Genomic DNA, 24,890 nt, shown 5'->3' on the forward strand with positions numbered 1-24,890 from the left:
TAGTTGCGCCTAGTTGCGCCTAGTTGCGCCTAGTTGCGCTCGGTGTGTGCCATTGCCAGCACGTCGAGGCGGCGGTCCAGCTCTTCCTCAGTGAGCTTCTCACCGTCGACGAAGCCGAGGTCGATCGTGGCCTGGCGGATGGTGATGCCCTCTGCGACTGCGTGCTTAGCGATCTTGGCCGCGTTCTCGTAACCAATCGCGGAGTTCAGCGGGGTCACGATGGACGGGGAGGACTCAGCCAGGGTGCGCATGCGTTCGATGTTGGGCTCAATGCCGTCGACAAGCCTGGTTGCGAACTGGCGAGCAGTGTTCGCCAGCAGACGCGAAGACTCGAGAACATTGCGCGCCATCATCGGGATGAACACGTTGAGCTCGAACTGGCCCTGGGTGCCACCGAATGCCACGGCCGCGTCATTACCGATGACCTGTGCGGAGACCTGCGTTGCCGTCTCACACAGAACCGGGTTGACCTTGCCCGGCATGATGGAGGAACCCGGCTGCAGGTCCGGCAGGTGAATCTCTGCCAGGCCAGCGAGAGGGCCGGAGCCCATGAGGCGGATGTCGTTGGCGATCTTGTACAGGGAGACAGCCACGGAGCGCATCGCGCCGGAGAACTCAACGAGGGAGTCGCGGTTAGCCTGCGCCTCGAAGTGGTTCTTTGCCTCAGACAGCTGTGTCACGCCGGTGAGCTTCACCAGCTCCTCGGTGACCTTGCCACCGAACTCAGCCGGGGTGTTGATGCCGGTGCCCACAGCGGTACCACCGATGGCCAGCTCGCCCAGACGGTGCAGGGTAGCCTCAACACGCTCAATGCCCAGCTCGATCTGGCGGGCGTAGCCGGAGAACTCCTGGCCCAGGGTGACCGGGGTTGCGTCCATGAGGTGGGTGCGGCCGGACTTGACCACCTCGTGCCACTCAGCAGCCTTCTTAGCCAGGGACTCCTGCAGAACCTTCAGCGCCGGAATGAGGTCGTTGGCTGCCGCTTCCGTCGCCGCCACGTGGGTAGCGGTGGGGAAGGTGTCGTTGGAGGACTGGCCCATGTTCACATCATCGTTCGGGTGAACCTCAACACCGTTCGCCTTCGCGATGGACGCGATGACCTCATTGGTGTTCATGTTGGAGGAGGTGCCGGAGCCGGTCTGGAAAACGTCGATAGGAAATTCGGCGTCGTGCTTACCGTCGGCGATTTCCTTCGCAGCGGCGATGATTGCGTCAGCCTTGGTGGCGTCCAGCTTGCCCAAGTCCTTGTTCACCTGAGCACATGCTGCCTTGAGCAGGCCAAGTGCGCGGATCTGCTGTGCTTCAAGCCCACGGCCGGAGATGGGGAAGTTCTCCACCGCGCGCTGGGTCTGTGCACGCCACAGCGCGTTGACGGGGACCTTCACTTCACCCATGGTGTCGTGTTCAATGCGGTATTCCTGATCAGCCATTGTCATCCTTTGCGGTTGAAACGTTTTCCGGCGCGGTTGCGCCATCTGTCACACTCGCCATTATTCCTGATTTTTGGCAAACCTGACTGAACCCCGGCTGAACCTCGGCCCGAGAAAACCCCCAACCTTACTTAGACTGCTGCAGACCCCTGTTTGGTTCCATTTATTTTGAAATTAGGGAACATCTCACAAACCCTTTACGCAGGGCTTTTGCCGCGGTTACGGTGGCGGGCATGAACTTGCTTACCCGTTTGACGCAGATCCCGCTGGAGGAGCTCCGCGATTTTGATCGTGAGATGTTCCTCGCGGCGGGTCTCTCACCCGCCCGTGTGGGGGAGTTGGCGTTGGTGCATTCTGCGTATTTCGGGCACGGTGCGTCGAAGCAGACGACGGCTGCCGCGCATGAAGCCAGGCTGACGGTGGACCTGCTCGCCCAGATTGAGCGCAGCATCGGTCACGTCAAGCGCAAAGGGGAGCGGGATGGTTACCGTTTCCGCCTCATCCAGGCAGCGGTGGACAAGGCGTCCACGTGCGCAGCGCTCGCCCGTTACGCGAAGACGATCGTGCCGCAGAAACCCAAGACGCGGACGAAGAGCGCCCGGTTTATCGCGCCGGTGAATGGGATCGGCGGCGTGATCATCATGGGGGATGAGCACGTGATGGCTGACCTGGAGGCGTATACGCGCACCGGGATCAATCCGGATCTGCCCGCCGGCCCGCAGATGGCGGAGGCGTTTGAGAAGCTCATGCGTTCGGGGGAGGGGGTTCCGGCCGCCGCGCCGCGCCCGCTTATCTTGGTGCCAGCGCCTCACTTATCGACGATCATCCACGGCCACGGCGACGACATCATCCTCGGCCTGACCGACGGCACCACCATGACCGGCGCAGAGTTTGTGAACAACTACCTCTGCAATGAGGAATACGGCTTGGAGGCCGCGTTGTTCCACCCGACGGAGGGGCCGGTGAATCACTACAGGGAGCGCAGATTAGCAAGCGCGAAGCAACGCGTCTTGGCAAAGGCGACGCAGCCGATCTGCACCAACCCGGACTGCCGGATGCCCGCGGACCACTGCGAGATCCACCACGTGGAGCCCTGGCGATACGGCGGCGAGACGAACATGAACAACCTGGCTGTCTTGTGCAGCTACCACAACCGGGTCAACGACGATGACCCGGACAAACACCAACGCGGGCGCGTCGCGATACAAAGAGGCAGACCCATCTGGGTCTCACCCACAGGGTATGCGCGCAGTAACAAACGACATCCGTACGGGGCGATGGAGTCCTTATACCCCGAGCTCATTCACGCTTAAGGGCCACTAACAGAAAATGGACCCGGCGGAAGCCGGGCCCATTGGCATGCCTGAAAACCGGAGCAACCGGATTAACCAGATTAAGCAGATTAAGCAGTCGGACCGGAGTAATCGATCACGGAGTACTCGCGCAGCTTAGCCAGCTTGTGCAGGGACTCAATGTGGCGCACCGTGCCGGACTTGGAGCGCATGACCAGGGAGCGGGTGGTGGCGCCGTCAGCGCGGTAGGACACGCCACGCAGCATGTCGCCGTTGGTCACGCCGGTGGCGGCGAAGTAGCAGTTGTCGGAGCTCACAAGGTCGTTGATACCCAAGACGCGGTCAAGGTCGTGGCCGGCGGCGAGGACCTTCTCACGCTCCTCGTCGGACTGCGGGGCGAGCATGCCCTGGATCTCGCCGTCGATGCACTTCAGTGCGCAAGCGGTGATGACACCTTCCGGGGTGCCGCCGATGCCCATGGCCATGTCGATGGAGTTGTTGTTGCGTGCCGCGGCAATAGCGCCAGCGACGTCGCCGTCCATGATGAAGCGGACCTTTGCGCCGGCTTCGCGGATGTCGGCGACCAGCTGGTTGTGGCGGGGGCGGTCGAGGACGACCACGGTGACGTCGCGAGGCTCAATGCCCTTCGCCTTCGCCACAACCTCAATGTTGTGCGCAACGGGTGCGGTGATGTCGATCTTGCCTGCTGCCTCCGGTCCGACGGCGATCTTGTTCATGTAGAACGCATCGGTCGGGTCGTACATCGTGCCGCGCTCAGCAGCGGCGATGACGGAAATGGAGTTCGGGCGACCCTCAGCCATGAGGCGGGTGCCATCCACCGGGTCAACAGCCAGATCCATGGCGGCGCCCTGACCGTTGCCCACGTTCTCGCCGTTGAACAGCATCGGTGCCTCGTCCTTTTCACCCTCACCGATAACGATGATGCCGTCCATGTTCACGGAGTTAATCATCTGGCGCATGGCATCCACCGCCGCACCATCGCCCTCGTTCTTCTTGCCGCGGCCGACCCACCGGCCGGAAGCCAAAGCCGCCGCTTCCGTGACGCGGACGAGTTCCATCGCGAGGTTGCGGTCCGGGGTTCCAGCGGTGTTAGACATGTGTTGTTGCCTCCTGAGGCGTGGTACGTGGGGAATATGGGGTGGAAAGCCACGCGGGCGCAGCCATTCACCTCCCTATTGTGGCACCTTTGGGGGTCCGGTATGTCCGGTTGCCCACCTAATCGGGGGAGTCCGTGGCCTATCGGGTGGTCCGTGACATACTGAAGCGCGTGGCTAAAGAGAAACCGCGCATTTTCCAAGACAGCCGTGACATCTCGATCAATGTCGTGGTCATCGTCGTCCTCATGCTGCTCGCTGTCGGCTTTACGGGGATGTGTTCGTTCAACCCCGGCCGCCCGGAGAACGGGCCGGTGCAGGAGGTTGATGGGCAGACCTTCCTGGGTATGGAGGCCCGCGCTGTCGATTTCGCGGTGCGCTACCCGGAGCTGCCGGAGGGATGGGTGAACAACTCCGCCCGCCGCACCACGTTGAGCGGCACACCCGCCCCTGTCATGGGCTGGGTCACGCCGGGGGAGGGCTTCCTCCAGGCCACGCAGACGGGTGTGGACGAAGACACTGCGCTGAAGGAGATCGACGCGTCACCGCGCACCCTCAACCGCACTGAGGATGTCGCCGGACATGAGGCGAAGATTTACTCCTCCGACTACAGCGACGTGCGCGACGTGTGGTTCGTGGATCTCGGCGACGAGCGCCTGCTCATCACAGGCGCCGCCGAGGATGGAGAGTTCCGTGAGCTCATCGAGAAGTTCGCGGCCACTCAGCCACTCGCCAAGTAGCTTATCGACGAGCCCTACTCCCCGGCAGTTTCCCCTTCCTGGGCAGCCCCCTCCGGCTCTTCCTGGGCAGCCCCCTGCGATGCTCCCTTGGTAGCTCCCTCCTGGGAGCTACCAAGTGCTGCTTCGACCCGCTCCTGGGCACCGTTGAGGAGGACTTCGCAACGCTTGGCCAGGGCCTCGCCGCGCTCCCAGTATTTGAGGGATTCGTCGAGGCTCATCTGGCCGAGCTCGAGGATCTTGACGGTTTCAATGAGCTGGTCGCGTGCCTGCTCATAGGTGAGGGTTTCAGGCGCCGGGAAGGCGCTGTTGTTCGGGGTGCCTTGGCCGAAGGTGTTCTCTGTCATGGTGTGTTCCTTACATTTATTCTGCTGGGGTGGTGGACATGCCGGCGGCGGTGATGGAGCCGTCGCCAACCCTGATGCGTAGCGGGGAACCCGGTGGCGCCTGGCTGATGCTGGTGACCACTTCCGGTTCGGACCCATCGCGCGGTTGCACCTGAACAACGGCGTATCCCCGCGCCAATGTTGCGGCAGGGCCAAGAGCTGATACTTGGGCGCGCAGTGAGCGGATCTCGGCAGATTCCTGCGCGAGTAGCCGTGAGATATCTCGGCGGATGGCGCCCTGGGCGCGCTCCAACTCCTCCCGGCGCAGAAGAATCGGTGTGAGCGGGTTCGCCAGCACAGGCCGTGACCGTAGCTGGCTTAAGCCGTGGCGCTCACGCTGGACCCAGCCGCGGAGGGCGGCGGACATGCGGGAGCGGGCTTCGTCGATAAGCGAAAATTCGGCAGCGACATCAGGTACGACTCGTTTGGCCGCATCGGTGGGCGTGGCGGCGCGCAGGTCCGCGACGTTGTCCAAAACGGGGTTATCCGGCTCGTGCCCGATCGCGGAGACAACCGGCGTGCGGGCAGCGGCGACGGCGCGCTGCAACGCCTCCTCGGAGAATGGCAGCAGGTCCTCGACGGAACCACCGCCGCGGGCGATGATGATTACGTCCACGGTGGGATCCGTATCCAATTCCTGCAGCGCGGCGATGACCTCCGGCACCGTGCCGGGGCCTTGCACCGCAGTGTTGATCACGCGGAAGTCCACGGCTGGCCAGCGATTCTGCGCCACGGACAACACATCGCGCTCGGCTGCCGATCCGCGCCCAGTGATCAGTCCCACGCGGCGCGGCAAATAGGGCAGCGGTAGCTTGCGCGCCGGATCGAATAGGCCTTCACTATTGAGCAGTGCGCGCAGACGCTCAATCTTGGCGAGCAATTCACCCTCGCCGACGTGGCGGATCTCCGTGACCCACATGGAAAACGTGCCGCGCCCAGCGTAGAACGCGGGCTTACCGCAGACGACTACGCGGTCGCCGTCCTTGAGCGGTGCCGGCATGGAGCGCAGCAGATCCGTTCGGGCGGTGAGCTGCAGACTCATCTCCTGCTGCGTATCGCGCAACGTGAGGTAGGACAGCTTCCACGTCGGCTTCACGTTCACCTGGGTGAGCTGCCCTTCGATCCACAGCCAGCCAAGACGTTCAATCCACTTCTTGACGCTCTCGTTGACCTGGGCCACAGACCACGGAGTCTCTGGTGTGCTCTTCGGCGGTTGTCCCGGCGCTGGTTCCGTCACTGTGCTTGTGCCCCCTTTTCCTTGCATGTGAACCGTCGTGCGGGCCAGCTTACCTTTCCCGCGGCGATCCATTAGTCTGGGGAACCATGTCTAGCACTGGTAAGAACGTCCTCCTAGCCGCCCCCCGCGGGTACTGCGCGGGTGTTGACCGTGCTGTGGAGACTGTAGAAAAAGCGCTGGAGAAGTACGGCGCACCGATTTATGTCCGCAAGGAGATCGTCCACAACAAGTACGTGGTGGAGACGCTGTCCCAGCGCGGAGTGATCTTCGTGGAGGAAACTGATGAGGTGCCGGAAGGCTCCCACGTGGTCTTCTCCGCCCACGGTGTGTCGCCGGCAGTGCGTGAGTCGGCGGTGCGCCGCAACCTGCTCGCACTCGACGCGTCGTGCCCGCTGGTGACCAAGGTCCACAACGAGGTGAAGCGTTTCGCCCGCGATGGTTACCAGATCCTCCTGGTCGGCCACGAAGGCCACGAAGAGGTCGAAGGTACCGCCGGTGAGGCCCCGGATGTCGTGCACCTTGTTGACGGGATTGAGGGTGTCGAGTCCGCCCCCGATTTCCCTGAGGATCAGAAGCTCGTCTGGCTGTCCCAGACCACGCTGTCAGTGGACGAGACGATGGAGATCGTTGAACGCCTGCGCGAGAAGTACCCGAATCTGGAGAACCCGCCGAGCGATGACATTTGCTACGCCACCCAGAACCGCCAGGTCGCGGTGAAGGCGATTGCACAGCGCTGCGATCTCATGATCGTGGTGGGGTCCCAGAATTCGTCGAACTCCAAGCGCCTGGTTGAGGTTGCTCTGCAGAACGGCGCCCAGGACGCTCACTTGGTGGATTACGCGCACCAGATTGATGATGCGTGGCTTGACGGCGTCACCACCGTCGGCGTGACCTCAGGCGCATCCGTGCCGGAGATTCTCGTGCGTGAGGTGCTTGATCACCTGGCGGAGCGCGGCTTCGACAACGTTGAGGAAGTCACCACCACGGTGGAAACCATTACCTTCGCGTTGCCGCGTGATCTGCGCGCACCGCGGCGTAAGGAGGCCTAGTCGCCGTACAGGTCGTCGCTAAGCCTGCGGCGCACTTTGTTCGCTGCGCTTGTCGACGAGCTTTTCGACGCATCCCGCTCCCGCCGCGCCAACAACTCATCAACGGTGACCCGGTTGTCGTTGTTGCGGCTACGGTTCCGTGCGCGGCGGCGAGTGGTGGGGGCAGGGGTCTTTTCTGCCAGACGTTGACGGGGTGTGGGGGTTGTAGTGCGCTCCGGAAGTTGACGCGAGCGGGAGGCTTCGCGGACGGAGCGTCGATTAGCTTCGTTGGTGCGGCGGCGTTGGCGGAGTTCGTGGCGGCGGATGTCGTCGTTAAGCCGCTTAAGCAGCTGATAGCGCACGAACGCGATGAGCAGCGCGCCGAGTGTCACCATGGCGAGTACCGGGAAGAACTGCACCAGCGGGTACAGGATCACCAGCACCGATGTGCGGCCCAGTGATGTTTGCCCTTCCGGCAGTGAAAAGTACGCGTTGAGTGTGCCGGTGAACAGCAGGAAGAACGTGAACAACACCGGAATTGAGACCACGGTGATGAAGAGGCCGCGCGGATTCACAAACGTGGCCACAACCACGGATGCCAGCGCAAAGATGGCCAGGAACGGCCAGCCGATGAACTCTGTGTAGAGGGAGATCAGCCCGCCGGTGACCAAAGCGGCAATGAGAATGCCTAAGCCCGAGCCCAATGAGAAGCCGGACAGCGTGGTGTCCTGGGCGGGCGCGGATCGTGGTGAGGCATGAGACACGATCCAACATGTTACCTCGGGGGCAGCTCCGTTTCGTGGAGTACTCGCGCGCGGGCGGAGACAGATTGAAGTTCTGTGGGTGGCGTGGAGGATTGGGCAGGCAGATCAAGGTCGCGGAGGCGACGCGCGGTGACGAGGACACGTGAATCCATCGACCCCAGTGTCGCGTTGAATGCTTCTACCGCTTTATCCAAGGAGGAACCGACGCGGTTGTAGTGCTCCGTCATCTTGCCCAACCGCGCGTATAGCTCTGCACCGAGGCGCTGCACCTCGATGGCTTTGTCCGACATGTCTTCGTGCTGCCACCCCAACGCCACCGTTTTGAGCAGAGCGAACAGGGTGGTGGGGGTGGCGAGGACGATGTTGCGCGCAAACGCGTCATCCAGCAGTTGCGGGTCCTGTTCCAGCGCGGCGTCCAGGAATGGGTCCGATGGGATGAACAGCACAATGAATTCCGGCGTTGGCTGGAACGCGGTGATGTAGTTCTTGCTGGACAGCAGGTTCACGTGTGAACGCAGCAGATGGCAGTGGTGGCGCAGGTATCCCGCTTTCTCCTCCGGGTCGTCCGTGGCCAACGCGTCGAGGTAGGACGAGAACGGGACCTTCGCATCCACGAGGATGTTGCGGCCGCCGCTCAGCCTGATCACCATGTCGGGCCGCAGAAGCTGGCCATCCACGCGCGCGGTGGCCTGCACATCAAAATCGCAGTACTTCTTCATGCCGCCCAGCTCAACGACGCGCTCCAGCTGCATTTCACCCCACCGGCCGCGCACATTGGGGGAGCGCAGTGCAGTAACCAGCTGGTCCGTGCGGTCGCCTAAGCGTACCGACGCCCTCGTCACCGCCTGCACCTGCGCCGCCAACGCTGACTGCGCAACGGCACGGTGCTCATCCATGTCGCGCACTTGGGTAGAAAGCTTCTCCACAGTCGACCGGAGGAACTCCAATTCTTGGTGCTGGCGCACTGCGTACTCCGGATACTCCGCCGCGGCAGTCTGCTGAGTTCCATGGGATGGTGCGTGGGGCGTGGTGCGCTGCCGCAGCAAGGCATAAGTAGCAGCGCCGACCACCGCGCCAACGATGAGCCCAAGGAAGAACGCGAGAAAAAGGGGCGACGCAGAGGTCGCCTGAGTGACAGGTGCAGCAACAGTCATGCACCCACCGTCTCACACGCTGAAGACACGCACGCATGCCGTCGCCGAATGAGTCGAACAGTTATTCGGTTTCGTCCGGCTGTTCTGTAGGACGGTTCCGGCGGGGAAGACGCGAAACGAGCCGCTCGATGCGGTTGCTGTGAGCATCGTTGCCCTTCTTCCGTCGCAGGGGAAGCTTGTCGAAGGGGATGCGGAGGCCGGTGGGGGCGGGGGAGGCGTCGATAAGCTCCTCGGTGATGTGTGGAGCGGCCCACCCGCTTTGATCAAAGAGGTCCTCGCGAGCCTTGGCGCTTTCGAGTTCTTCGGCTTCGGCGAGGGCGCGGCCGACATCCGTCGAGAAGCTGAGCTCATTGGCTGTGACTTCTCCTGCGTGGAGCTGGAGCATGTCCTGGATGTAGCGGAAGACCACCGCCATCGTTGCGGCCACGGGCACAGCGAGGAATGCTCCCATGAGGCCGAAGAGGCCGCCGCCGACCGTGACTGAGACCAGCACGACCACCGGGTGGAGGTTCATCGCGCGCGACTGCAGCAACGGGGAGAGCACATTGCCTTCGAGCTGCTGAACGGCGATAACAATGCCCAGCACGATGAGCGCCTGCGTGAAACCGAGCGACACCAGCGCGATGAGCACTGCCAAAGCACCCGCTACAATCGCACCCACCAGCGGGATGAAGCCCGCCATGAACGTGATCACGGACAACGTGAAGGCCAGCGGCACGCCGACGAGGGAAATACCAATGCCGATGAAGAACGCGTCGATGAACGACACCACCGCTTGCGCCCGCACATAGCCGCTGAGTGTGTCCCACGAGCGGGTAAGCAGCTCCGTCGCGTGAAGGCCTGCGCGGCCGCCCGTTGCGCTGCGCACCCAGGGGAGGAATTTCTGGCCGTCTTTCAGGAAGAAGAAGGTGAGCACGAGCACCACCACGAAGGTGACGGCCCACGATGTTGCCGTACCAATGCCGGAGAAGATGCCGCCCGCGATCGCCCCGGCGCGGTCCTGCAACCACGATGTGGCCTCTTGGAACGCGGCATCGACTTTCTCACCATCCAGGCTGAACGGCAGCACGTCCTGGTTTTGGATCCACAGCTGCAGGTTCTGCACGCCATGCCCTGCTTGGCTGAACAGCACGCGTGAGTTGCGCATGATGTCCGGCAAAATGATGGACACGAAGAACATCAGCACCGCTACGGCTAGCAGCATAGAAATCAGCGCCGCGACCCCGGAAGGGATTCCGCGGTTGCGCATGAATGTCGTTGGCGGGGCGAGCACCGTGCACACGATGAGTGCGAGCACCACCGGCAACACGCCAGCCCAGAACTTGCCCACCAGGTACGCGAGCGCGCCCAGCAGAATAAAAATCGCGAGTATGCGGAGTGAAAACAGGGCAGTGGAGCGCACCCACGTATTGAGAACTACGGAGCGGTCCACGCGATTGTCATACACGTGGGTGTCGGCCTTGGGGCTGCCAGCTTGCTTCGCGTCACTCGCTTTCACCTGATCAGCGAGTGCTTCCGGCGACTCATGCGTGGCGCCGCTGGTGGCAGCGTCACTCTTCTTCGTAGAACTCACGTGCCCTATTGTGCCCGAGCAATTGCTTTTCGACGATCCCTTCCCCTCATTCACCCCACACAAACCTCCCGCGCGTGTTAGCTTTGCGTGAAACCTTGGCCCTGCGTAGAGAAAGAATCTTGTCCCGTGTCTGTAACTACCCGATCTTCTCGTTCCCGGACGTTGTCAACCCTTGTTGCTTCCACCGTGTTTGCGGTGGGCGTGTCCATGGCCGCTGTTCCAGCGGATGCCCAGACCACAGCCAATAACCCCATCACCCTGAGCCACGTTGGAGTGGGTGCGACGGATTCTGAGATGAATTTCTCCTGGCGCACCAAGTACAGTGGCCAGGAATATGTGAAGTACTACCCGTCGGGTCAGCCGACCGCGGACCGAGTCATCCCTGCGAACGAGGCTAATTACGGAGCCTTGCTCTACCGCAGCAACCATGGCACGATCACCGGTCTGCGCCCGGGCACGGAGTACACCTACCAGTTGGGCTCTGACACCGGTGGCTGGAGTGAGCCGGCGACGTTCCGTACTCAGAGCAGGGGTGATTCGTGGAACTTCCTGGCGATGGCGGATGCCCAGATTGGCGTGAACGGCCAAGTGGCACAGCAGGCCGAAGCATGGCGTGAAGCGGTGAAGCAGGCCACGGGCAAGGCCCCGAATGCGCAGTTCATCCTCCACGCTGGCGACCAAGTGGAGGGCTGGGGCAGTCAAGTAAAACAGTGGGAAGAATTCTTCTCCCCGGAGCAGGTGCGCTCTTACCCACTGGCGCTGGCCATGGGGAATCATGAGCGGTACCCGTCGAAGCTTGAAACCCGTCACTTCAACGAGCACGTAAACTTCCCCAACCGCGTCGACGGCACGGCGAATTACTACTTTGAGCGCAACAACGCCCTGTTCATTGTTCTGGATAGCAATGAGAGCAGCGATGCTGCGATTGAGCAGCATGCCGAGTTCGTCCGCCAGACTGCGGCGACGAAGGGTGCGGGCAAGGACTGGATCATCGCGGTTATGCACCACTCGCCGTACACGCACAGCTCCCACGCCAAGAAGGATGCTGACGTGAAGCGCCTGCGCGAGCAGCTCTCGCCGGTGTTCAGCGAGGCTGGCGTTGACCTGGTGATCGGCGGGCATGACCACATGTACAACCGTTCGCGCCTCATGAACGGTGTGGAGCCGGTGGATGCAAATAAGCCTGCCAAGTCGGGTGATGTGCTGCGACCGAAGAAGGGCGAGGTCCTCTACCTCACGTCCACCACGGCCGGCGGCGGCAAGTACTACCACTTCCATGACGTTAACGGCGTGGAGCGCAAGGAATTCACGTCCAGTACCGAAACCGACGGCACGGAGTACGCCGATCCCGCCATCGCTGTGTGGCAGCAGGATTACACGCCTGACTACTCCGTCGTTGACGTGAGCAAGCACAAGCTCACGGTTCGCACGTACAACGTCGCAGACAATTCGCTTGTCGACGATGTCACCCTCGACCACAGCCCCCTCTCCAACCCAGGGCTGGGCGATGGTGGCGGGTCGTCGGCGGAGGGATCGTCGACAGGCGCGATCGTCGGCATCGTGATCGGCGTGCTCGCTGCGCTGCTCGGCGGCCTTGCGCTGCTGGCGCCGCAACTGCGTGATCTGGCGGCGCGCTACGGCATCCGCCTCTAAGCTGCGCGGGCCCGTCGGCTATCATGGGCCCTCGTGAGCCTTACTCTTGGAATTGTCGGTCTGCCCAACGTGGGCAAGTCCACCCTGTTTAATGCCCTGACCCGTAACGATGTGCTGGCAGCGAATTACCCGTTTGCCACCATCGAGCCCAACGTTGGCCTCGTGCCGCTGCCGGATGCGCGCCTGAACCGCCTGGCTGAAATCTTCGGCTCGGCCGAGATCCTGCCGGCGACGGTGTCCTTCGTGGATATCGCCGGCATTGTCAAGGGTGCGTCCGAGGGTGAAGGTATGGGTAACGCGTTTCTGGCCAACATCCGTGAGGCCGACGCGATCTGCCAGGTCGTTCGCGCATTCTCCGATGACAACGTCATCCACGTTGACGGCCGTGTTGACCCCGCCAGCGACATCTCGGTGATCAACACCGAGCTCATTTTGGCGGACCTGCAGACCATTGAGAAGGCCCTGCCGCGCCTAGAGAAGGAAGCGCGCAAGGACAAGGACCTCGCCGCGCAGGTGGAGGAGACCAAGAAGGCGCAGGCCATCCTCGAATCCGACCGCACGCTGTTCGCAGCCGCGAAGGCCGGGGAGATCGACCTCGCGCTCGTCCGCGACCTGCACCTCATGACGGCCAAGCCGTTCCTCTACGTCTTCAACTCCGACGAGGGCGTGCTCACCGACGATGCCAAGAAGGCCGAACTGCGCGAACTCGTCGCCCCCGCTGAGGCCGTCTTCCTCGACGCCCAGACGGAAACCGAGCTGCTCGAGCTTGACGACGAAGACGCCGCCGAACTCCTCGCCTCCGTCGGCCAAGACGAACCCGGCCTAGAAACCCTCGCCCGCGCCGGTTTTGAAACCCTCGGTCTGCAGACCTACCTCACCGCCGGCCCGAAGGAAGCCCGCGCCTGGACCATCCACAAGGGCGACACCGCCCCCAAGGCAGCCGGCGTGATCCACACCGACTTTGAAAAGGGCTTCATCAAGGCCGAAATCGTCGCCTTCGAGGACCTGGACCAGCTCGGCTCCATGGCTGAAGCTCGCGCCGCCGGCAAGGTCCGGCAGGAGGGCAAAGACTACGTCATGGCTGATGGTGACGTCGTGGAATTTAAGTTCAATGTGTAGCTAAGGGCCTTATTAATTGCGTTTGACAACACGCGCTCCTATTTGCCGTCGTATCTCACGAGACGCTGACGTGGATGGCCGCACCATCGACCTGCGGCCTCAGGACTGTGAAGCCATTGCAAAGCAGCGTGGCTTGCACGTTGGACATAGGGCATAACGACGTCGATCAGTCCATTTCCGCGTCAAAGAAGAATGTGGCTCGCCCCAACTACGACGCCATGGTGGCATCCTTTGAACGCGGCGAAATCGACGCGATCATCTGCTGGGACCTCGAACTACCCGCCCCACGTCGGTGGATAGTCCGATCGGTCGGGCAAAATTACTCCCGCACCACAGCGCAATCAGGGGTGCACCTTAAAAACATCCTGAGGTGGGGGTAACTCCCCCCTCGTTGCCCAGAGACAAAATACGCTAGTGGCGTCTGTATGACGCCCCGAAGGTAGGACAAATTCCAATCCAGAGAGGTCTTGCACTATTGCGGTGCGGTTGTCTTCTTTCTCACCGTATTGCACCCTGCTAAATTAATTTGATACTATAGACCCATGTTGATTTCAGGTTCCGTTTTCATTCGGCCGCTCACCAACCGCTAAGGCGGTTTTCTCCCTCCCGCGGGTCAAAAACCGCTCCGGTCCTTTAGCCGGGCGGCCATTTGCCATGCCCGGCTCCGTTTCAACTCCACGGAGCACACCTGATGTCTACATACGGATACGGCCGTCACGAACATGGCCAAAATTTTCTCACAGACCACAAGATCATCAACTCCATCGTCGATCTTGTAAAACAAACCTCCGGCCCCATCATCGAGATCGGGCCGGGAAGCGGTGCCCTCACTCACCCGATATCCCGCTTGGGGAGGGCAATAACGGCAGTTGAAGTGGACACAAAACTAGCTGCCAAACTCACAAAAAAGACCGCCTCGGCGTCGGTCGAAGTGGTCCATGATGATTTCCTTAAATTCCCGTTACCCGCCACTCCCTGCGTCATTGTGGGAAACATTCCCTTTCACCTCACCACTGCCATTCTTCGAAAGTTGTTGCATGCGCCGGCATGGACTGACGCTGTACTCCTCATGCAGTGGGAAGTCGCTCGCCGCCGGGCCGGGGTAGGCGCAAGCACGATGATGACGGCTCAGTGGTCCCCATGGTTCACGTTTCACCTTGGTTCCCGAGTACCAAGGTCTGCTTTCCGTCCACAGCCTAACGTTGACGGGGGGATCTTAGTGATCCGCCGGGTGGGTGACCCGAAGATCCCGATAGAGCAGCGCAAAGCCTTTCAGGCTATGGTGCACACCGTTTTCACCGCCCGGGGACGCGGGATAGGGGAAATTCTCCGAAGGGCAGGGTTGTTTTCATCACGTTCAGATACACAATCATGGTTGCGCTCGCGAGGAATCGACCCCGCAACCCTACCCCCCAGATTGCGCACCAGCGACTGGATCGATCTCTTTCAGGTGACTGGTTCCTCTCCATCGCACCATCGGCCAATTTCACAATCGGGAAGTAGTCAACGCCCTCCTCAACGCAAAAAACGAGGCCGGCGGCGTTAATCCCCCCGCCACCCAAACCGAAATCCACCAGTAGTAGTGGACGACCAGTGCTGGTCTACCGTGAGCCGCGTTATGACAGTGACGTGTTCTCGTCGGGCACAGTCATAGTTCCCGGCGTTGCCGGCGACAGGGTTCTATACCCAGCAGCGGGGCCGATCAAAATTACCCGCTCGGGGGACGACCCTGCTGGTGGTTTCGATTTTGATGGAAGCGAGGAGACATAGCCCCTCGCCAACTACCCGTAGCTGGCGAACAGTAGCTCCCGGTGTTGGCGCTCGTTGGTGCGTTTGCGTGCCACACCGAAGCTTTATCTACTTCTCGGTCCAATTCGTCGTGAGCCTTGAGCAGAATTTGGTCCATCGCTAACGGGTTGTAGTGCTCCGCGAGTGACCGCTCGGGGTGTCGCTCGCGTGCCCGCAGCACCAACTGTCCAGCGTCGATGATTCGCTGCTGCGCCTTCTCATTTAGTTCACACAGAGCTGGTCCGAAGGAGTAGCTCCCGATGTACTCCGAAGAACGGAAAAATGAATAGTGGGGATATATCAACCTTCCACTTTCCATTCTTCCGGCTCAGAGTATTGAGGGGTCTGGGACCGGGTCCGTAAACCCTTAATGTTTTTCGCGCACAGCGATTTTTTAGCGACGCACCCTATAAGTTTTCCGCAGAACCTGTATGTGTTTCTGTGCACCCCATATGTTTTCTGTTTTAGCGGTATTTCGTTGCTACTTCCGCACGCGCGCATCAAATGGTTAGTTATCGCCGACACTCCGTGGAGTTCAAGTTCAACGTGTAGTGCTTAACCTCTGCGATGAACTCTTTGATCCCGGGACGTGATGAGGACTGGGGCTATTGTGCTCCCCCGAACGCTACGGCCCGGGGACACGAGGCTGTGTCGCAGGTGCAAGCGAGAGGACCAGGAGCGAAACACAGACCGCTGAGTCGACGCAGTCACGGTAAAGACGGAGCCGTCTAGGCGGTGCTCGAGGTTGCGCGAGATACGGTGACGCTGGGCGTCGGTAAGCGATGCGCATTCGGCGACATCGATGGAAAGCTGGACTTTGCCGTCCGTCGTGTTGACGCCCTGGCCGCCTGGAGTCGACGATTTCGCGAAACGCTCCGTGAGATCGGCGGCGATGACCGCACCGTCGGGGATCCCCGGGCCGGGCGCTATGGTCAGGTCGTTCATGCCGCCCAGCCTAGGTGCCCACAACCCTTTCTCGTCTCGGCGGAAGCGGAGACCGCGTCGCGACGGCCGGGATCCAGCCTCAGTATTATCCTCGTCACCGGTTGATTCGAACGCTTTTTGCTCCTCCTTCTCCCGTCGGGCTTCGATTTCAGCGGCCTCCGTCGGTGGCAGTGATCGCTGGATCCCTCGAACTACCGGTTCCGATCAGCGGTCGAAGGATTTTCGCAGCAGCCGGACCTGCGGCGCCGGTGCCGCCGCCGTAGCCTGACGAGCATCCCCGCCATGGCGGCCATCACGACGGCGGTCCCGGCACCGATGATCCAGGGATTACCGAGGAGCCCACCGACGCCTGCAAGTGCTCCGCCCGCCGCGATGAACGGCAGGCCGCAGCAGAGCAGCGACGGAAGCGCGCAGCATGCCAGCAAGAGCAGCCCGGTCACTGCAGCGACGACGGGACCGGCGCGCCATTCGTCGCGGTCCTGATCGGCGCTCATCGTCTGCTTCAGGATGAGATCTCCCCGATTGCCTGTGTTGCCGTTCATGCGCAGCACGACAGCAGCGACGGGTCGGTGGTGAAGGCCTTCGCGGCGATCCGGATGCCCTCGGCCATGGTCAGGTAGGGGGCCCAGGTGTTGGCTACTTCGGCGATGGTCTTGCCGAGCACGTGGACGCCTGTGGCGGCGAGTTCCCCGGCGTCCTTGGCGACGGCGGTCAGGCCGAGGATCTCGTTCGTCTCGGCGTTCACGACGATCTTGATGAACCCGCGGGTGTCGCGGTTCACCAAGGCGCGGGGCACGTGGTGCAGGGGCAGGACGCGGCAGTCGCAGCGGATCCCCGCGGCGAGGACGTCCTTCTCGGTCATCCCGACCGCGCCGATCGCGGGCCCGGTGAACGTCACCCGCGGTAGGCGGGCGTAGTCGACGGACCGGTCGGCGTCGGCGAACGCGTTCTCGGCGACGAGGGTGCCGTGGTGGGCGGCGACGTAGACGAACTCGGGGTGCCCGGTCACGTCGCCCGCGGCCCAGACCCGCGGGTTCGAGGACTGCAGCCGGTCGGAGACGACCACCTCGCCGGAGTCCCCGGTCTTCACCCCGACCGCATCGAGGTTCAAGCCGTCGGTGACGGGACGGCGTCCGAGGGCGACGAGCACTTGGTCGGCGCGGAACTCCTGCGAGCCGCCGGACACGTCCGCGGTAACCACGACCTGCCCGGTCGCCGCGTCCCGGGACACCCGGGTCGGCACCGCGCGGCGGACCACCCGGATGCCCTCGTCGGCGAACACCTCCTGCAGTGTCCGGGACACCTCCGGCTCCTCCTTCGACGCGAGCCGGGACCGCACGAGCAGCGTGACCTGCGAGCCGAGGCGGGCGAACAGCTGCGCCTGCTCTAGGGCGACGTAGCCGCCGCCGAGCACCAGCAGCGACTCGGGGACCTCCGTCAGCTCCATCGCCGTGGTCGAGGTCAGGTATCCGGTCTCCTCCAGGCCGTCGATCGGCGGTGCCCACGGGCGAGAACCAGTCGCGACCAGGTAGTGGTGGGCCTCGATGGTCTCGACGCTTCCGTCGGATCCGGCAACATCGAGAACCGGCGCATCAGGGGTGCCCACGAACGAGGCGTCGCCGCGGAGGACCTGCCAGCCGTAGGAGTCGGCGACGTCGGCGTATTTCTCGCCGCGCAGCGACTCCACCAACGCTTGCTTCCCAGCGATCAGCGCGGGCATGTCGACGGGATCCGCCGTCGTCGCGATCCCGGGGAACCGGGTTGCGGCGTCGACCGCGACGTGCCGCGCGCCGACCGCGGCAATGAGCGCCTTCGACGGGACGCAGCCCGTGTTCACGCAGGTGCCGCCGAGCGTCCCGCGCTCGATCATCACCACCGACTTCCCGAGCGTGCTGGCGCGGATCGCAGCGGCGAACGCGCCGCCTCCCGATCCGATGATGGCGAGATCGTACTTCGTAGGCATCGCTACTCCTGTCAACTCTTGGCTTTCTGCTCTGTCTCAGCCATACTGGACCTTCCAGTGCAGGGGAAGGTCAAGCGCGGCCACGGAGGGAGACAGCAATGTGGATCGGAGAACTCGCCGAGAGGGCGGGCACTACCGCGAAGACCCTTCGCTTCTACGAGGAACAGGGCCTTCTGCCCCCGACCGAGCGCACGCCGTCCGGATACCGCGACTACGCGCCCGAGACGGTCGCTCGGATCGACTTCATCCACCGCGGCCAGGCCGCGGGCCTCACCCTCGCCCAGATCCGCCAGATCCTCGACATCCGCGACGGCGGCCATGCGCCCTGCGAGCACGTGCGCGACCTGCTTGACGTGCGCCTCGCTGAGATCGAGCAGCAGATCGCGCAGCTCTCCGTGCTGCGCGACACTATCGCGGACCTTAGCAAGGACGCCGCGCACCCGGATCCTGAAACGTGCAGCACCGATCAAGTGTGTAGGTACTTGTAGACGGCGGGAGTCAATGACTCAAACGCTACAACCCCGATATGCGCTAGCGCATGTCGATGCCGCCGGTGCCCACCTCGATGATTTTTGGTGGTGGCAGCGATAGCACACAGCAGCGGCATCGGGGCGGAGGCCTGCAGCGTGAAGTGGTGGACTCGGAAGGACGCGTTGTTCACGCCGATTTCGTCCGCAGCCTGGGTGATCTCCAGACGAGTCTTGGCGATCTTTTCCGCAGATGGCCCGCACTAGCTGCCGAAGGCGTAATGCCCGAAGCTTAAGAAGCCGAACGCTTTCATTGGATAACACTCCTTTTGATGGTGTTAACGAGAGGGAGTAACTTTGCAACGACATACCGTGGAGTTCAAATTTAGCGTGTAACGCGGAGCGTTAATGACGTTTCGCGTTATTGGGGGGGTAGGTTTAAGAGCGCTGTCTCTAACTCCGGTTTTCGTTCGGCCTCGGTCCATTCCGCTACCTCGTGTGTAGAATCTGCAAGCGGTATCGGGCCGTTGAACTATTAGGTTCACCCACAGTTCCCGTGCCTGCACGCACCGAGAAGGACCAGGTGGTGAACTCGAATGACTCGCCTGGTCCAACGTGTGTGCGCTCGGCGCGTGGTTTAACTCTTATAAGACTTGCCGGTCACAGCCTCAGCGTTTCGCTCGTGCAGCCCGCAGGCCGTTCAAGATCACGATGACTTCGGCGACTTCGTGAACCAACACGACGGCGGCCAGGCCGAGCACACCGCTGATCGCCAGTGGCATCAACACGATAATGATGGCCAGAGACAGCACGATGTTTTGGTTGATGATCCTGCTGCCTCGGCGGGCGTGCTGCAGCGCCTGCGGGATCAGCCGGAGGTCGTGGCCAGTGAAGGCGACGTCAGCGGACTCGATCGCGGCGTCAGAGCCGGTTGCTCCCATCGCAATGCCCACCGTTGCGCCCGCCAGTGCCGGCGCGTCGTTGATGCCGTCGCCGATCATCGCCGTCGGCGTCTTGGAGGAGAGTTCGGCGACGATGCTTGCCTTGTCCTCCGGGCGCAGCTCGGCGCGCACGTCGTCGATTCCGGCGATTTCAGCCAGCGCCCGGGCGGTACGAGTGTTGTCGCCGGTGAGCATGCTCACTTCCACATCGTTGGCGCGCAGGGTCTGCACGGCTTCGGGCACCTCGGGCCGCAGCTCGTCGCGGACGCCGATCGCTCCGGCGAGGGTGTCATCGACGGTGACCAGGACGCAGGTCTGGCCTTCGGATTCCATGCGCTCAACGTCTGCCTTCAGTGGCCCGGCGTCGATCCACCGGGGGCTGCCCACCAGCAGGCGTCGGCCTTCGACGGTGCCGCCGATGCCATGTCCGGCTTCCTCGCTGATGTCCAGGGCGGCGGGTGCTTCGGGCTCAGCTGCCGCGATCGCCGCGGCGAGGGGGTGCGTCGATTGCTGCTCAACTGCCGCAGCGAAAGCAAGCACCTGAGCCCGATCGAATCCCTCTGCCGGGACCACTCCGTTAACCTCGGGCTGGTTGCGGGTAAGGGTTCCGGTCTTGTCCACCGCTAGGTGACGGATGCCGCCGAGTCGCTCGAACGCCGCGCCGGACTTGATGACCACGCCGAACTGGCTGGCCGCGCCGATCGCGGCCACGACCGTCAGCGGCACGGAGATTGCCAGCGCGCACGGCGACGCTGCGACCAGGACCACCAGCGCACGGGTGATCCAAGTCTCTGGGTCACCCAGCAGCGAGCCGATCACGCCGACCAGCACTGCCAGGATCATCACCCCGGGCACTAGGGGTTGGGCAATTCGGTCGGCGATCCGGGCGCGGTCACCCTTCTCCGCCTGCGCCTGCTCGACGAGGTCGACGAGTGTGGTCAGCGAGTTGTCCGTTCCAGCTGCGGTCGTCTCGACCTCCAGTACACCGGCGGAGTTGATTGCTCCCGCGGGCACTTCGTCGCCGGGCGCGACCTCCTCCGGAATGGATTCTCCGGTGATCGCTGAGGTGTCAAGGCTGGAACGTCCAGACCGAATGATGCCGTCCGTGGCGATCCGCTCCCCGGGGCGCACGAGCATCAGCTCGCCAACCACGAGGTGCTTCGCTGCGACCTCGACCGCCGTGCCGTCGCGCAGTACTGTCGCGGTCTGCGGCACTAACTTCAGCAGTGCCCGCAGTCCGCCCTGGGCCCGGTCCATCGCCTTGTCTTCCAGTGCCTCAGCGATCGAGTACAGGAACGCTAGCGCCGCGGCCTCTCCGACGAAGCCAAGGATCACCGCGCCGACCGCGCTGATCGTCATCAGCAAACCAATGCCGAGCTTGCGCTTCGTGACAAGGTTTCGGATAGCGCCGGGCGCGAACGTATACGCCCCTAGCAGCAGGCCGACCCAGAACAGTACTGTCGCGGGTGTCTCTACCCCGGACCAGTCCAGCGCCAGGCCTATGCCGAGGGCTACGCCGGAGAAGATCGGCAGTAGCAACTCGGGGTCCTTCCACCATGGCCGATCGAGTTCTTCGATCTCTGTGGCGGGTTCATGTGCGCATCCACACGCCGAGCTCATGCGTCCGCTCCCTTCTCGCCGCAGCCGGGCACCGAGCATTCAGGGTCGATGCACGGGGCGTTTTCGTCGACAGCCAACGTCGCGTTCACCAGCGCGTTGAGCGCTGCCGCGAGGTGCGGATCGGCGATTTCGTAGCGTGTCTTGCGGCCCTCCGGCTCGGCGACGACGATGCCGCAGTCGCGCAGGCAGGTCAGGTGGTTCGAGACGTTCGAGCGGGTCAGGTCCAGGTCGCGCGAAAGCACGGCCGGGTAGCTCGGGCCGTCGAGTAGTGTCATCAGGATTCTGGAGCGCGTCGGATCCGCCATGGCCCGGCCGAGCCGGTTCATGACGTCGAGGCGTGAAGCAATGGTCAGCATGTGCTGAACAATACATCGTGTGCTGAACTATTCAAAATGCGCTGAACTGACAGTTACGCGAAGGTCCTGCGACCTGCAAGAATTAGTCGATGGGATAGCAGATGACTGATCCTTTGTGGTTCGGCTGCCACCCAACGCGGGAGCGACGTGGGCGGCGAGGTTCTCGAGAAAGTAACTTTGCAACTACATACCGTGGAGTTCAAGTTCAATGTGTAGCTAGGCTTCGGGGTTGCCCACGCAGAACTCGTTGCCTTCCGGATCCTGCATGACGGTCCATACCAATCCCGTCGCCTCGTGGGTACCGAGTTCGGTTGCGGCTAGCCCCTTCAGCCGTTCCGCCAGGGCTTCGCGGTCAGCCCCGTAGCCGTCGATATGCATGCGGTTCTTCCCGGGTGTGGGATCCTGTACACGCTGAAATCCCAGCGCCGGAGTGGAATCAACCATGACGAAGTCCCCGTAATCTGCGGCGATTTCGCAGCCTGTGGCAGCGGACCAGAACTCAGCGAGCTATGAGGGATCGTGGCAGTCGAAGGTGATCTGCCGGATCGTGAGATTGACATTAATCATGGCCCCTCATTGTGAGGATGGGATCCGACAAATGCAATGCCCTGGCGAGCGCATGATTACTGTATCCGCGAAGTTCACCGGGTTTCTTTGAAGCGATTCGTGACTAGTCGAGCAGGCTGCGATAGTGTTTGCGCGCCTTCATCGAGTGGATGATCGTTTCGGTGCCGTCGTCCCAGATGGGAATGACGAGCTCGATCAGCCTCATTGAGCCGTCGAACCCCAGGCGTAATTCCCGTTGAGGGTGCTCTTCGTCGAGTGGGCCTTAAAAACACAACCTGTTGTCGCGGCAGTAACTGAGTCCTCAGGCTTGATGCCGTGTTTCGTGGCGCTACGGCGTACGTCCATGTCTAGATGGCGTTCTTTAAAGCTTCGCGGATTGCCTGAGACCGTGACCATCCGTTGGCAGCTGCATACTTATCGAGGCTCGAGATCTCGCGAGGGGAGAGTCGAATAGAGATAACCTTCGCAGCATCTTCACCACGAGGTTTCCTGCCTCGACGACGAAGCGTCTCCACGTCGTAGCCGTTCTCAGCTTCGGCTACCCATGCGTCGATTTGCTCTTCGCTGACTGGTTGCCCGTTGATAGTTTTCATGACAGCAATCGTAATACGGAAATGGTTCTATCGGCTAGGGTGAGGTTACTTCCGTTCGACGCTCCGTCGAGTTTAAATTTAACGTTTAACGCGATACGTTATTGACGCTTCACGTTATGGGGGATAGGGTGAAGCATGATCCAGTCATTCGCCAACAAGGACACTGAGCGTTTGTGGAATCGAGAACGTGTGCCCTCGATCGATTCCCGCATCCACTCAGTGGCGCTGCGTAAATTGCGTCAGCTTGGCTACGCGCAGAGCCTTCAAGAGTTGCGGATTCCGCCGGGAAACCGTCTCGAGGTATTGAAAGGGGATAGGCGGGGTCAGCACAGTATTCGCATCAATAGCCAGTGGCGGATCTGCTTTCGGTGGACGGCAGCTGGTCCAGAGGAGGTCGAGATCGTTGACTATCACTGACAAGCTTCCACCAGTACACCCTGGTGAAATTCTCATGGAGGACTTCCTCAAGGAGATGGGGATTACGCAGCATAAGCTTGCTGTTTCTATCGGCGTCCCCCCTCGCCGGATCAACGAGATCGTCCACGGAAAGCGCGCTGTTACTGCCGATACCGCGCTCCGTTTGGCGAAGTTTTTCGGGATGAGCCCGCAATTCTGGCTGGGGCTGCAAGCGCAGTATGACTTGGATGTGGCAGAGGATAAAATCCTCGCCGAGATTGAGCAGATCCAGCCGCTGCAAGCTGCCTCGGCGTAGCTTTGCTTTTTCAATCCAAAAGATGATGAGTTCCGTCTTTGGAGCCTGTGCTTCTAGCGAACCTCAGTGCTTCTTGGGAGTGTTTATTCGGCTGCCTACCGACCGCTATGAGCGCTCGGACAGCCTTTAATCTTGCCTTAATTCTTGCTCTGCTGCCTGTAGCGCTTGTTTTAGAATGGCTATGTCGCTTTCGGGTACTTTCCACGTTTTCGTCATTTTTGGATGGTCTAAGCAGCGATTCAAGGAATCGATAATTAGTCCGAGTTGCCGATTATGGTCGCCATCAAGGAAAGACTGATAGTCGATTTTCAGTCGAAACTCTAAATCCTTTTGTTTATTGTTGCGGCGTACAACCTCGGGAAGCTTCATTTCCTGCATAATCGGTCCTTCTAGGATCGCAATGTATGCCCAGCACCAGTCTTCATATGCATCAGAAAACTGTTTGTCCTCAATATATGAATTAACTATTTTCTCAATCTCATTCGCAATCGTGCTGTATGCGTGCCCTACAGTGTGCTCTGCTTCAGCGGAATTCCACAGTCTCATTTTGTGTTTTCCTTGGTGTCTTTTGTGCCTTACCGATCCGAATTTGGTTAATGTTGGTCGGCTATCAGGATATTCGTTCTATTGGGCAGTACTTTATGTTGCCGAGGGGGGCAATGCGGAGACGTTTTATCCACACATGCGTAGTAGTGCGCCGTTGCCATCTTGCCGTTGGCAATCGTATCCGCGCCGCCGAGGAAGCTCTGTCCGGCACCGACCTTGTTATGCTGGCGGGCGACGATGCCGTCCATCTTTGGAACCGCGAACTCACTGGGGTTCAGCCCGTCGAAGTGGTTTTCGTCGATCAGCCTCCAGTCACGGATGAGTAGGGGAAAATCATGAAGTTGATTGATCCGAACGAGCTTTTTAGTTCTCTTGAGCAGCTTGATCCCGCCATAAAAAACAAAGGCAAGATCCCTGACATCGATGCAACGTACACCGAGTTCATTCATCGTTATGCCGGGGTAAGTATCACGCCGGACATTGTTCTGTATGGCTATCAGAAGGTGCTCGAGTGGAATCGGCGAGCACGTGGCGATGGTTTGCCCGAAGATCTGTTGCTTATCGGGCAGTCGGGGCAGGGCGATGAGTGGTTCTTGAGCGCACGGCGCAAGACAGTGTTCTTTTTCGATCACGACCAGGGGGAGTACGGAGGGCCAGAGAGCTTCCTCGATCTGGAGATCGACTTCACTGGTTTTCTCAGGATGGGGTTCCTGTTGTCGGAGCTGGAGGAGAAGCTTGACGAGGGGCAGGAGATCGATGAACACGAGCAGGAAGTTTCGGACCTTCTGAACAGCATCCATCCGCAACTGCGTGAGAGGTTTCCCTTCAACTATTTTTAAAGATTGCAGCTTGGTATCAGCTCACGGTCGTTAGCGGAGGCGCGATGTCGACGCCTGTGGCAAGT

At 61.4% G+C, this 24,890-nt stretch carries 26 protein-coding genes and 2 pseudogenes; 10 read left to right on the forward strand and 18 right to left on the reverse strand.

What is annotated here, in order from left to right; genetic code table 11:
* Positions 1-29: 29 nt before the first annotated feature.
* On the reverse strand, positions 30-1,430 hold the full coding sequence (locus tag L8U60_RS06590) for a class II fumarate hydratase (protein ID WP_269965576.1): 1,401 nt from the start codon (positions 1,428-1,430) through the stop codon (positions 30-32).
* 233 nt (positions 1,431-1,663) lie between these two features.
* Here L8U60_RS06590 and L8U60_RS06595 point away from each other — a divergent pair, with 233 nt between their 5' ends.
* The gene (locus L8U60_RS06595) at positions 1,664-2,743 is read left to right on the forward strand and encodes an HNH endonuclease signature motif containing protein (protein WP_269965577.1); all 1,080 of its coding nucleotides are present in this window, start codon (positions 1,664-1,666) and stop codon (positions 2,741-2,743) included.
* An 89-nt stretch (positions 2,744-2,832) separates the two neighbouring features.
* On the opposite strand, the gene glpX is transcribed toward L8U60_RS06595, so the two are convergent.
* Positions 2,833-3,840 (reverse strand): class II fructose-bisphosphatase, encoded by a 1,008-nt coding sequence (gene glpX / locus L8U60_RS06600; RefSeq protein WP_269965578.1) that lies wholly within the window; start codon positions 3,838-3,840, stop codon positions 2,833-2,835.
* 170 nt (positions 3,841-4,010) lie between these two features.
* Between glpX and L8U60_RS06605 the strand changes: the two genes are divergently transcribed.
* Positions 4,011-4,577 carry a DUF4245 domain-containing protein gene (locus tag L8U60_RS06605; RefSeq protein WP_269965579.1) on the forward strand — a complete coding sequence of 189 codons (567 nt, stop codon included), beginning with the start codon at positions 4,011-4,013 and terminating at the stop codon, positions 4,575-4,577.
* Positions 4,578-4,591: 14 nt separating this feature from the next.
* Here L8U60_RS06605 and L8U60_RS06610 read toward each other — a convergent pair whose 3' ends face one another.
* Positions 4,592-4,921 carry an exodeoxyribonuclease VII small subunit gene (locus L8U60_RS06610; protein WP_269965580.1) on the reverse strand — a complete coding sequence of 110 codons (330 nt, stop codon included), beginning with the start codon at positions 4,919-4,921 and terminating at the stop codon, positions 4,592-4,594.
* Between the two features lie 16 nt (positions 4,922-4,937).
* On the reverse strand, positions 4,938-6,224 hold the full coding sequence (gene xseA / locus L8U60_RS06615; RefSeq protein WP_420840167.1) for an exodeoxyribonuclease VII large subunit: 1,287 nt from the start codon (positions 6,222-6,224) through the stop codon (positions 4,938-4,940).
* Between the two features lie 59 nt (positions 6,225-6,283).
* Between xseA and L8U60_RS06620 the strand changes: the two genes are divergently transcribed.
* On the forward strand, positions 6,284-7,246 hold the full coding sequence (locus tag L8U60_RS06620; RefSeq protein WP_269965582.1) for a 4-hydroxy-3-methylbut-2-enyl diphosphate reductase: 963 nt from the start codon (positions 6,284-6,286) through the stop codon (positions 7,244-7,246).
* Here the strand turns inward: L8U60_RS06620 and L8U60_RS06625 are convergent.
* From L8U60_RS06625 to L8U60_RS06635, 3 genes are all read right to left on the reverse strand, one after another.
* A complete protein-coding gene (locus L8U60_RS06625; RefSeq protein ID WP_269965583.1) occupies positions 7,243-7,989 on the reverse strand; it encodes a DUF6542 domain-containing protein in 747 nt (248 codons plus the stop codon). The two genes, L8U60_RS06620 and L8U60_RS06625, sit on opposite strands and share 4 nt — an antisense overlap.
* A gap of 11 nt (positions 7,990-8,000) precedes the next feature.
* Positions 8,001-9,143 carry a DNA recombination protein RmuC gene (locus L8U60_RS06630; protein ID WP_269965584.1) on the reverse strand — a complete coding sequence of 381 codons (1,143 nt, stop codon included), beginning with the start codon at positions 9,141-9,143 and terminating at the stop codon, positions 8,001-8,003.
* Between the two features lie 61 nt (positions 9,144-9,204).
* Entirely contained in the window at positions 9,205-10,716 is a 1,512-nt protein-coding gene (locus L8U60_RS06635; RefSeq protein ID WP_420840168.1) for an AI-2E family transporter, read from the reverse strand.
* Between the two features lie 126 nt (positions 10,717-10,842).
* Here L8U60_RS06635 and L8U60_RS06640 point away from each other — a divergent pair, with 126 nt between their 5' ends.
* From L8U60_RS06640 to erm, 3 genes are all read left to right on the forward strand, one after another.
* The gene (locus L8U60_RS06640; protein WP_269965585.1) at positions 10,843-12,369 is read left to right on the forward strand and encodes a purple acid phosphatase family protein; all 1,527 of its coding nucleotides are present in this window, start codon (positions 10,843-10,845) and stop codon (positions 12,367-12,369) included.
* A gap of 33 nt (positions 12,370-12,402) precedes the next feature.
* Positions 12,403-13,488, forward strand: a complete 1,086-nt coding sequence (gene ychF, locus L8U60_RS06645; RefSeq protein WP_269965586.1) for a redox-regulated ATPase YchF — start codon at positions 12,403-12,405, stop codon at positions 13,486-13,488.
* A 691-nt stretch (positions 13,489-14,179) separates the two neighbouring features.
* The gene (gene erm / locus L8U60_RS06650) at positions 14,180-15,034 is read left to right on the forward strand and encodes a 23S ribosomal RNA methyltransferase Erm (protein ID WP_269965587.1); all 855 of its coding nucleotides are present in this window, start codon (positions 14,180-14,182) and stop codon (positions 15,032-15,034) included.
* A 162-nt stretch (positions 15,035-15,196) separates the two neighbouring features.
* Here the strand turns inward: erm and L8U60_RS10845 are convergent, their stop codons facing one another.
* From L8U60_RS10845 to merA, 4 genes are all read right to left on the reverse strand, one after another.
* Positions 15,197-15,595 (reverse strand): type IIL restriction-modification enzyme MmeI, encoded by a 399-nt coding sequence (locus L8U60_RS10845; protein ID WP_338026473.1) that lies wholly within the window; start codon positions 15,593-15,595, stop codon positions 15,197-15,199.
* A 236-nt stretch (positions 15,596-15,831) separates the two neighbouring features.
* The gene (locus L8U60_RS06655) at positions 15,832-16,221 is read right to left on the reverse strand and encodes a peptide chain release factor I (protein ID WP_269965588.1); all 390 of its coding nucleotides are present in this window, start codon (positions 16,219-16,221) and stop codon (positions 15,832-15,834) included.
* A 191-nt stretch (positions 16,222-16,412) separates the two neighbouring features.
* Positions 16,413-16,763 (reverse strand): hypothetical protein, encoded by a 351-nt coding sequence (locus tag L8U60_RS06660; RefSeq protein WP_269965589.1) that lies wholly within the window; start codon positions 16,761-16,763, stop codon positions 16,413-16,415.
* Entirely contained in the window at positions 16,760-18,184 is a 1,425-nt protein-coding gene (gene merA / locus L8U60_RS06665; RefSeq protein ID WP_269965590.1) for a mercury(II) reductase, read from the reverse strand. The genes L8U60_RS06660 and merA overlap by 4 nt, the downstream gene beginning before the upstream one ends.
* A gap of 98 nt (positions 18,185-18,282) precedes the next feature.
* Here merA and L8U60_RS06670 point away from each other — a divergent pair, with 98 nt between their 5' ends.
* Positions 18,283-18,672 (forward strand): heavy metal-responsive transcriptional regulator, encoded by a 390-nt coding sequence (locus L8U60_RS06670; RefSeq protein ID WP_269965591.1) that lies wholly within the window; start codon positions 18,283-18,285, stop codon positions 18,670-18,672.
* 46 nt (positions 18,673-18,718) lie between these two features.
* Here the strand turns inward: L8U60_RS06670 and L8U60_RS06675 are convergent.
* From L8U60_RS06675 to L8U60_RS06695, 5 genes and pseudogenes are all read right to left on the reverse strand, one after another.
* Positions 18,719-18,965 (reverse strand): annotated as a pseudogene (locus L8U60_RS06675) (LLM class flavin-dependent oxidoreductase); the annotation flags it as partial.
* Positions 18,966-19,319: 354 nt separating this feature from the next.
* Entirely contained in the window at positions 19,320-21,212 is a 1,893-nt protein-coding gene (locus L8U60_RS06680) for a heavy metal translocating P-type ATPase (RefSeq protein ID WP_269965592.1), read from the reverse strand.
* Complete coding sequence (cmtR, locus tag L8U60_RS06685) at positions 21,209-21,568, reverse strand: Cd(II)/Pb(II)-sensing metalloregulatory transcriptional regulator CmtR (RefSeq protein WP_034662574.1); 360 nt, start codon at positions 21,566-21,568, stop codon at positions 21,209-21,211. The genes L8U60_RS06680 and cmtR overlap by 4 nt, the downstream gene beginning before the upstream one ends.
* A gap of 216 nt (positions 21,569-21,784) precedes the next feature.
* A pseudogene (locus L8U60_RS06690) lies at positions 21,785-22,063 on the reverse strand (VOC family protein); the annotation flags it as partial.
* A gap of 419 nt (positions 22,064-22,482) precedes the next feature.
* Positions 22,483-22,728: a ribbon-helix-helix domain-containing protein gene (locus L8U60_RS06695; protein WP_269965593.1), complete on the reverse strand. Its 246-nt coding sequence runs from the start codon at positions 22,726-22,728 to the stop codon at positions 22,483-22,485.
* A gap of 135 nt (positions 22,729-22,863) precedes the next feature.
* Between L8U60_RS06695 and L8U60_RS06700 the strand changes: the two genes are divergently transcribed.
* Positions 22,864-23,145 carry a type II toxin-antitoxin system RelE/ParE family toxin gene (locus tag L8U60_RS06700; protein WP_269965594.1) on the forward strand — a complete coding sequence of 94 codons (282 nt, stop codon included), beginning with the start codon at positions 22,864-22,866 and terminating at the stop codon, positions 23,143-23,145.
* Between the two features lie 34 nt (positions 23,146-23,179).
* Positions 23,180-23,440, forward strand: coding sequence for a HigA family addiction module antitoxin (locus L8U60_RS06705; RefSeq protein WP_420840170.1), 261 nt, complete (start codon positions 23,180-23,182; stop codon positions 23,438-23,440).
* 126 nt (positions 23,441-23,566) lie between these two features.
* Here L8U60_RS06705 and L8U60_RS06710 read toward each other — a convergent pair whose 3' ends face one another.
* Positions 23,567-23,986: an Imm44 family immunity protein gene (locus L8U60_RS06710; RefSeq protein WP_269965596.1), complete on the reverse strand. Its 420-nt coding sequence runs from the start codon at positions 23,984-23,986 to the stop codon at positions 23,567-23,569.
* Between the two features lie 47 nt (positions 23,987-24,033).
* On the reverse strand, positions 24,034-24,234 hold the full coding sequence (locus tag L8U60_RS06715) for a hypothetical protein (RefSeq protein ID WP_269965597.1): 201 nt from the start codon (positions 24,232-24,234) through the stop codon (positions 24,034-24,036).
* 87 nt (positions 24,235-24,321) lie between these two features.
* Here L8U60_RS06715 and L8U60_RS06720 point away from each other — a divergent pair, with 87 nt between their 5' ends.
* Positions 24,322-24,825 (forward strand): hypothetical protein, encoded by a 504-nt coding sequence (locus L8U60_RS06720; protein WP_269965598.1) that lies wholly within the window; start codon positions 24,322-24,324, stop codon positions 24,823-24,825.
* Positions 24,826-24,890: the final 65 nt, after the last annotated feature.

Origin of the sequence: Corynebacterium meitnerae, from assembly GCF_027570075.1 — a bacterium.
In the GTDB taxonomy this organism is placed as follows: domain Bacteria; phylum Actinomycetota; class Actinomycetes; order Mycobacteriales; family Mycobacteriaceae; genus Corynebacterium; species Corynebacterium meitnerae.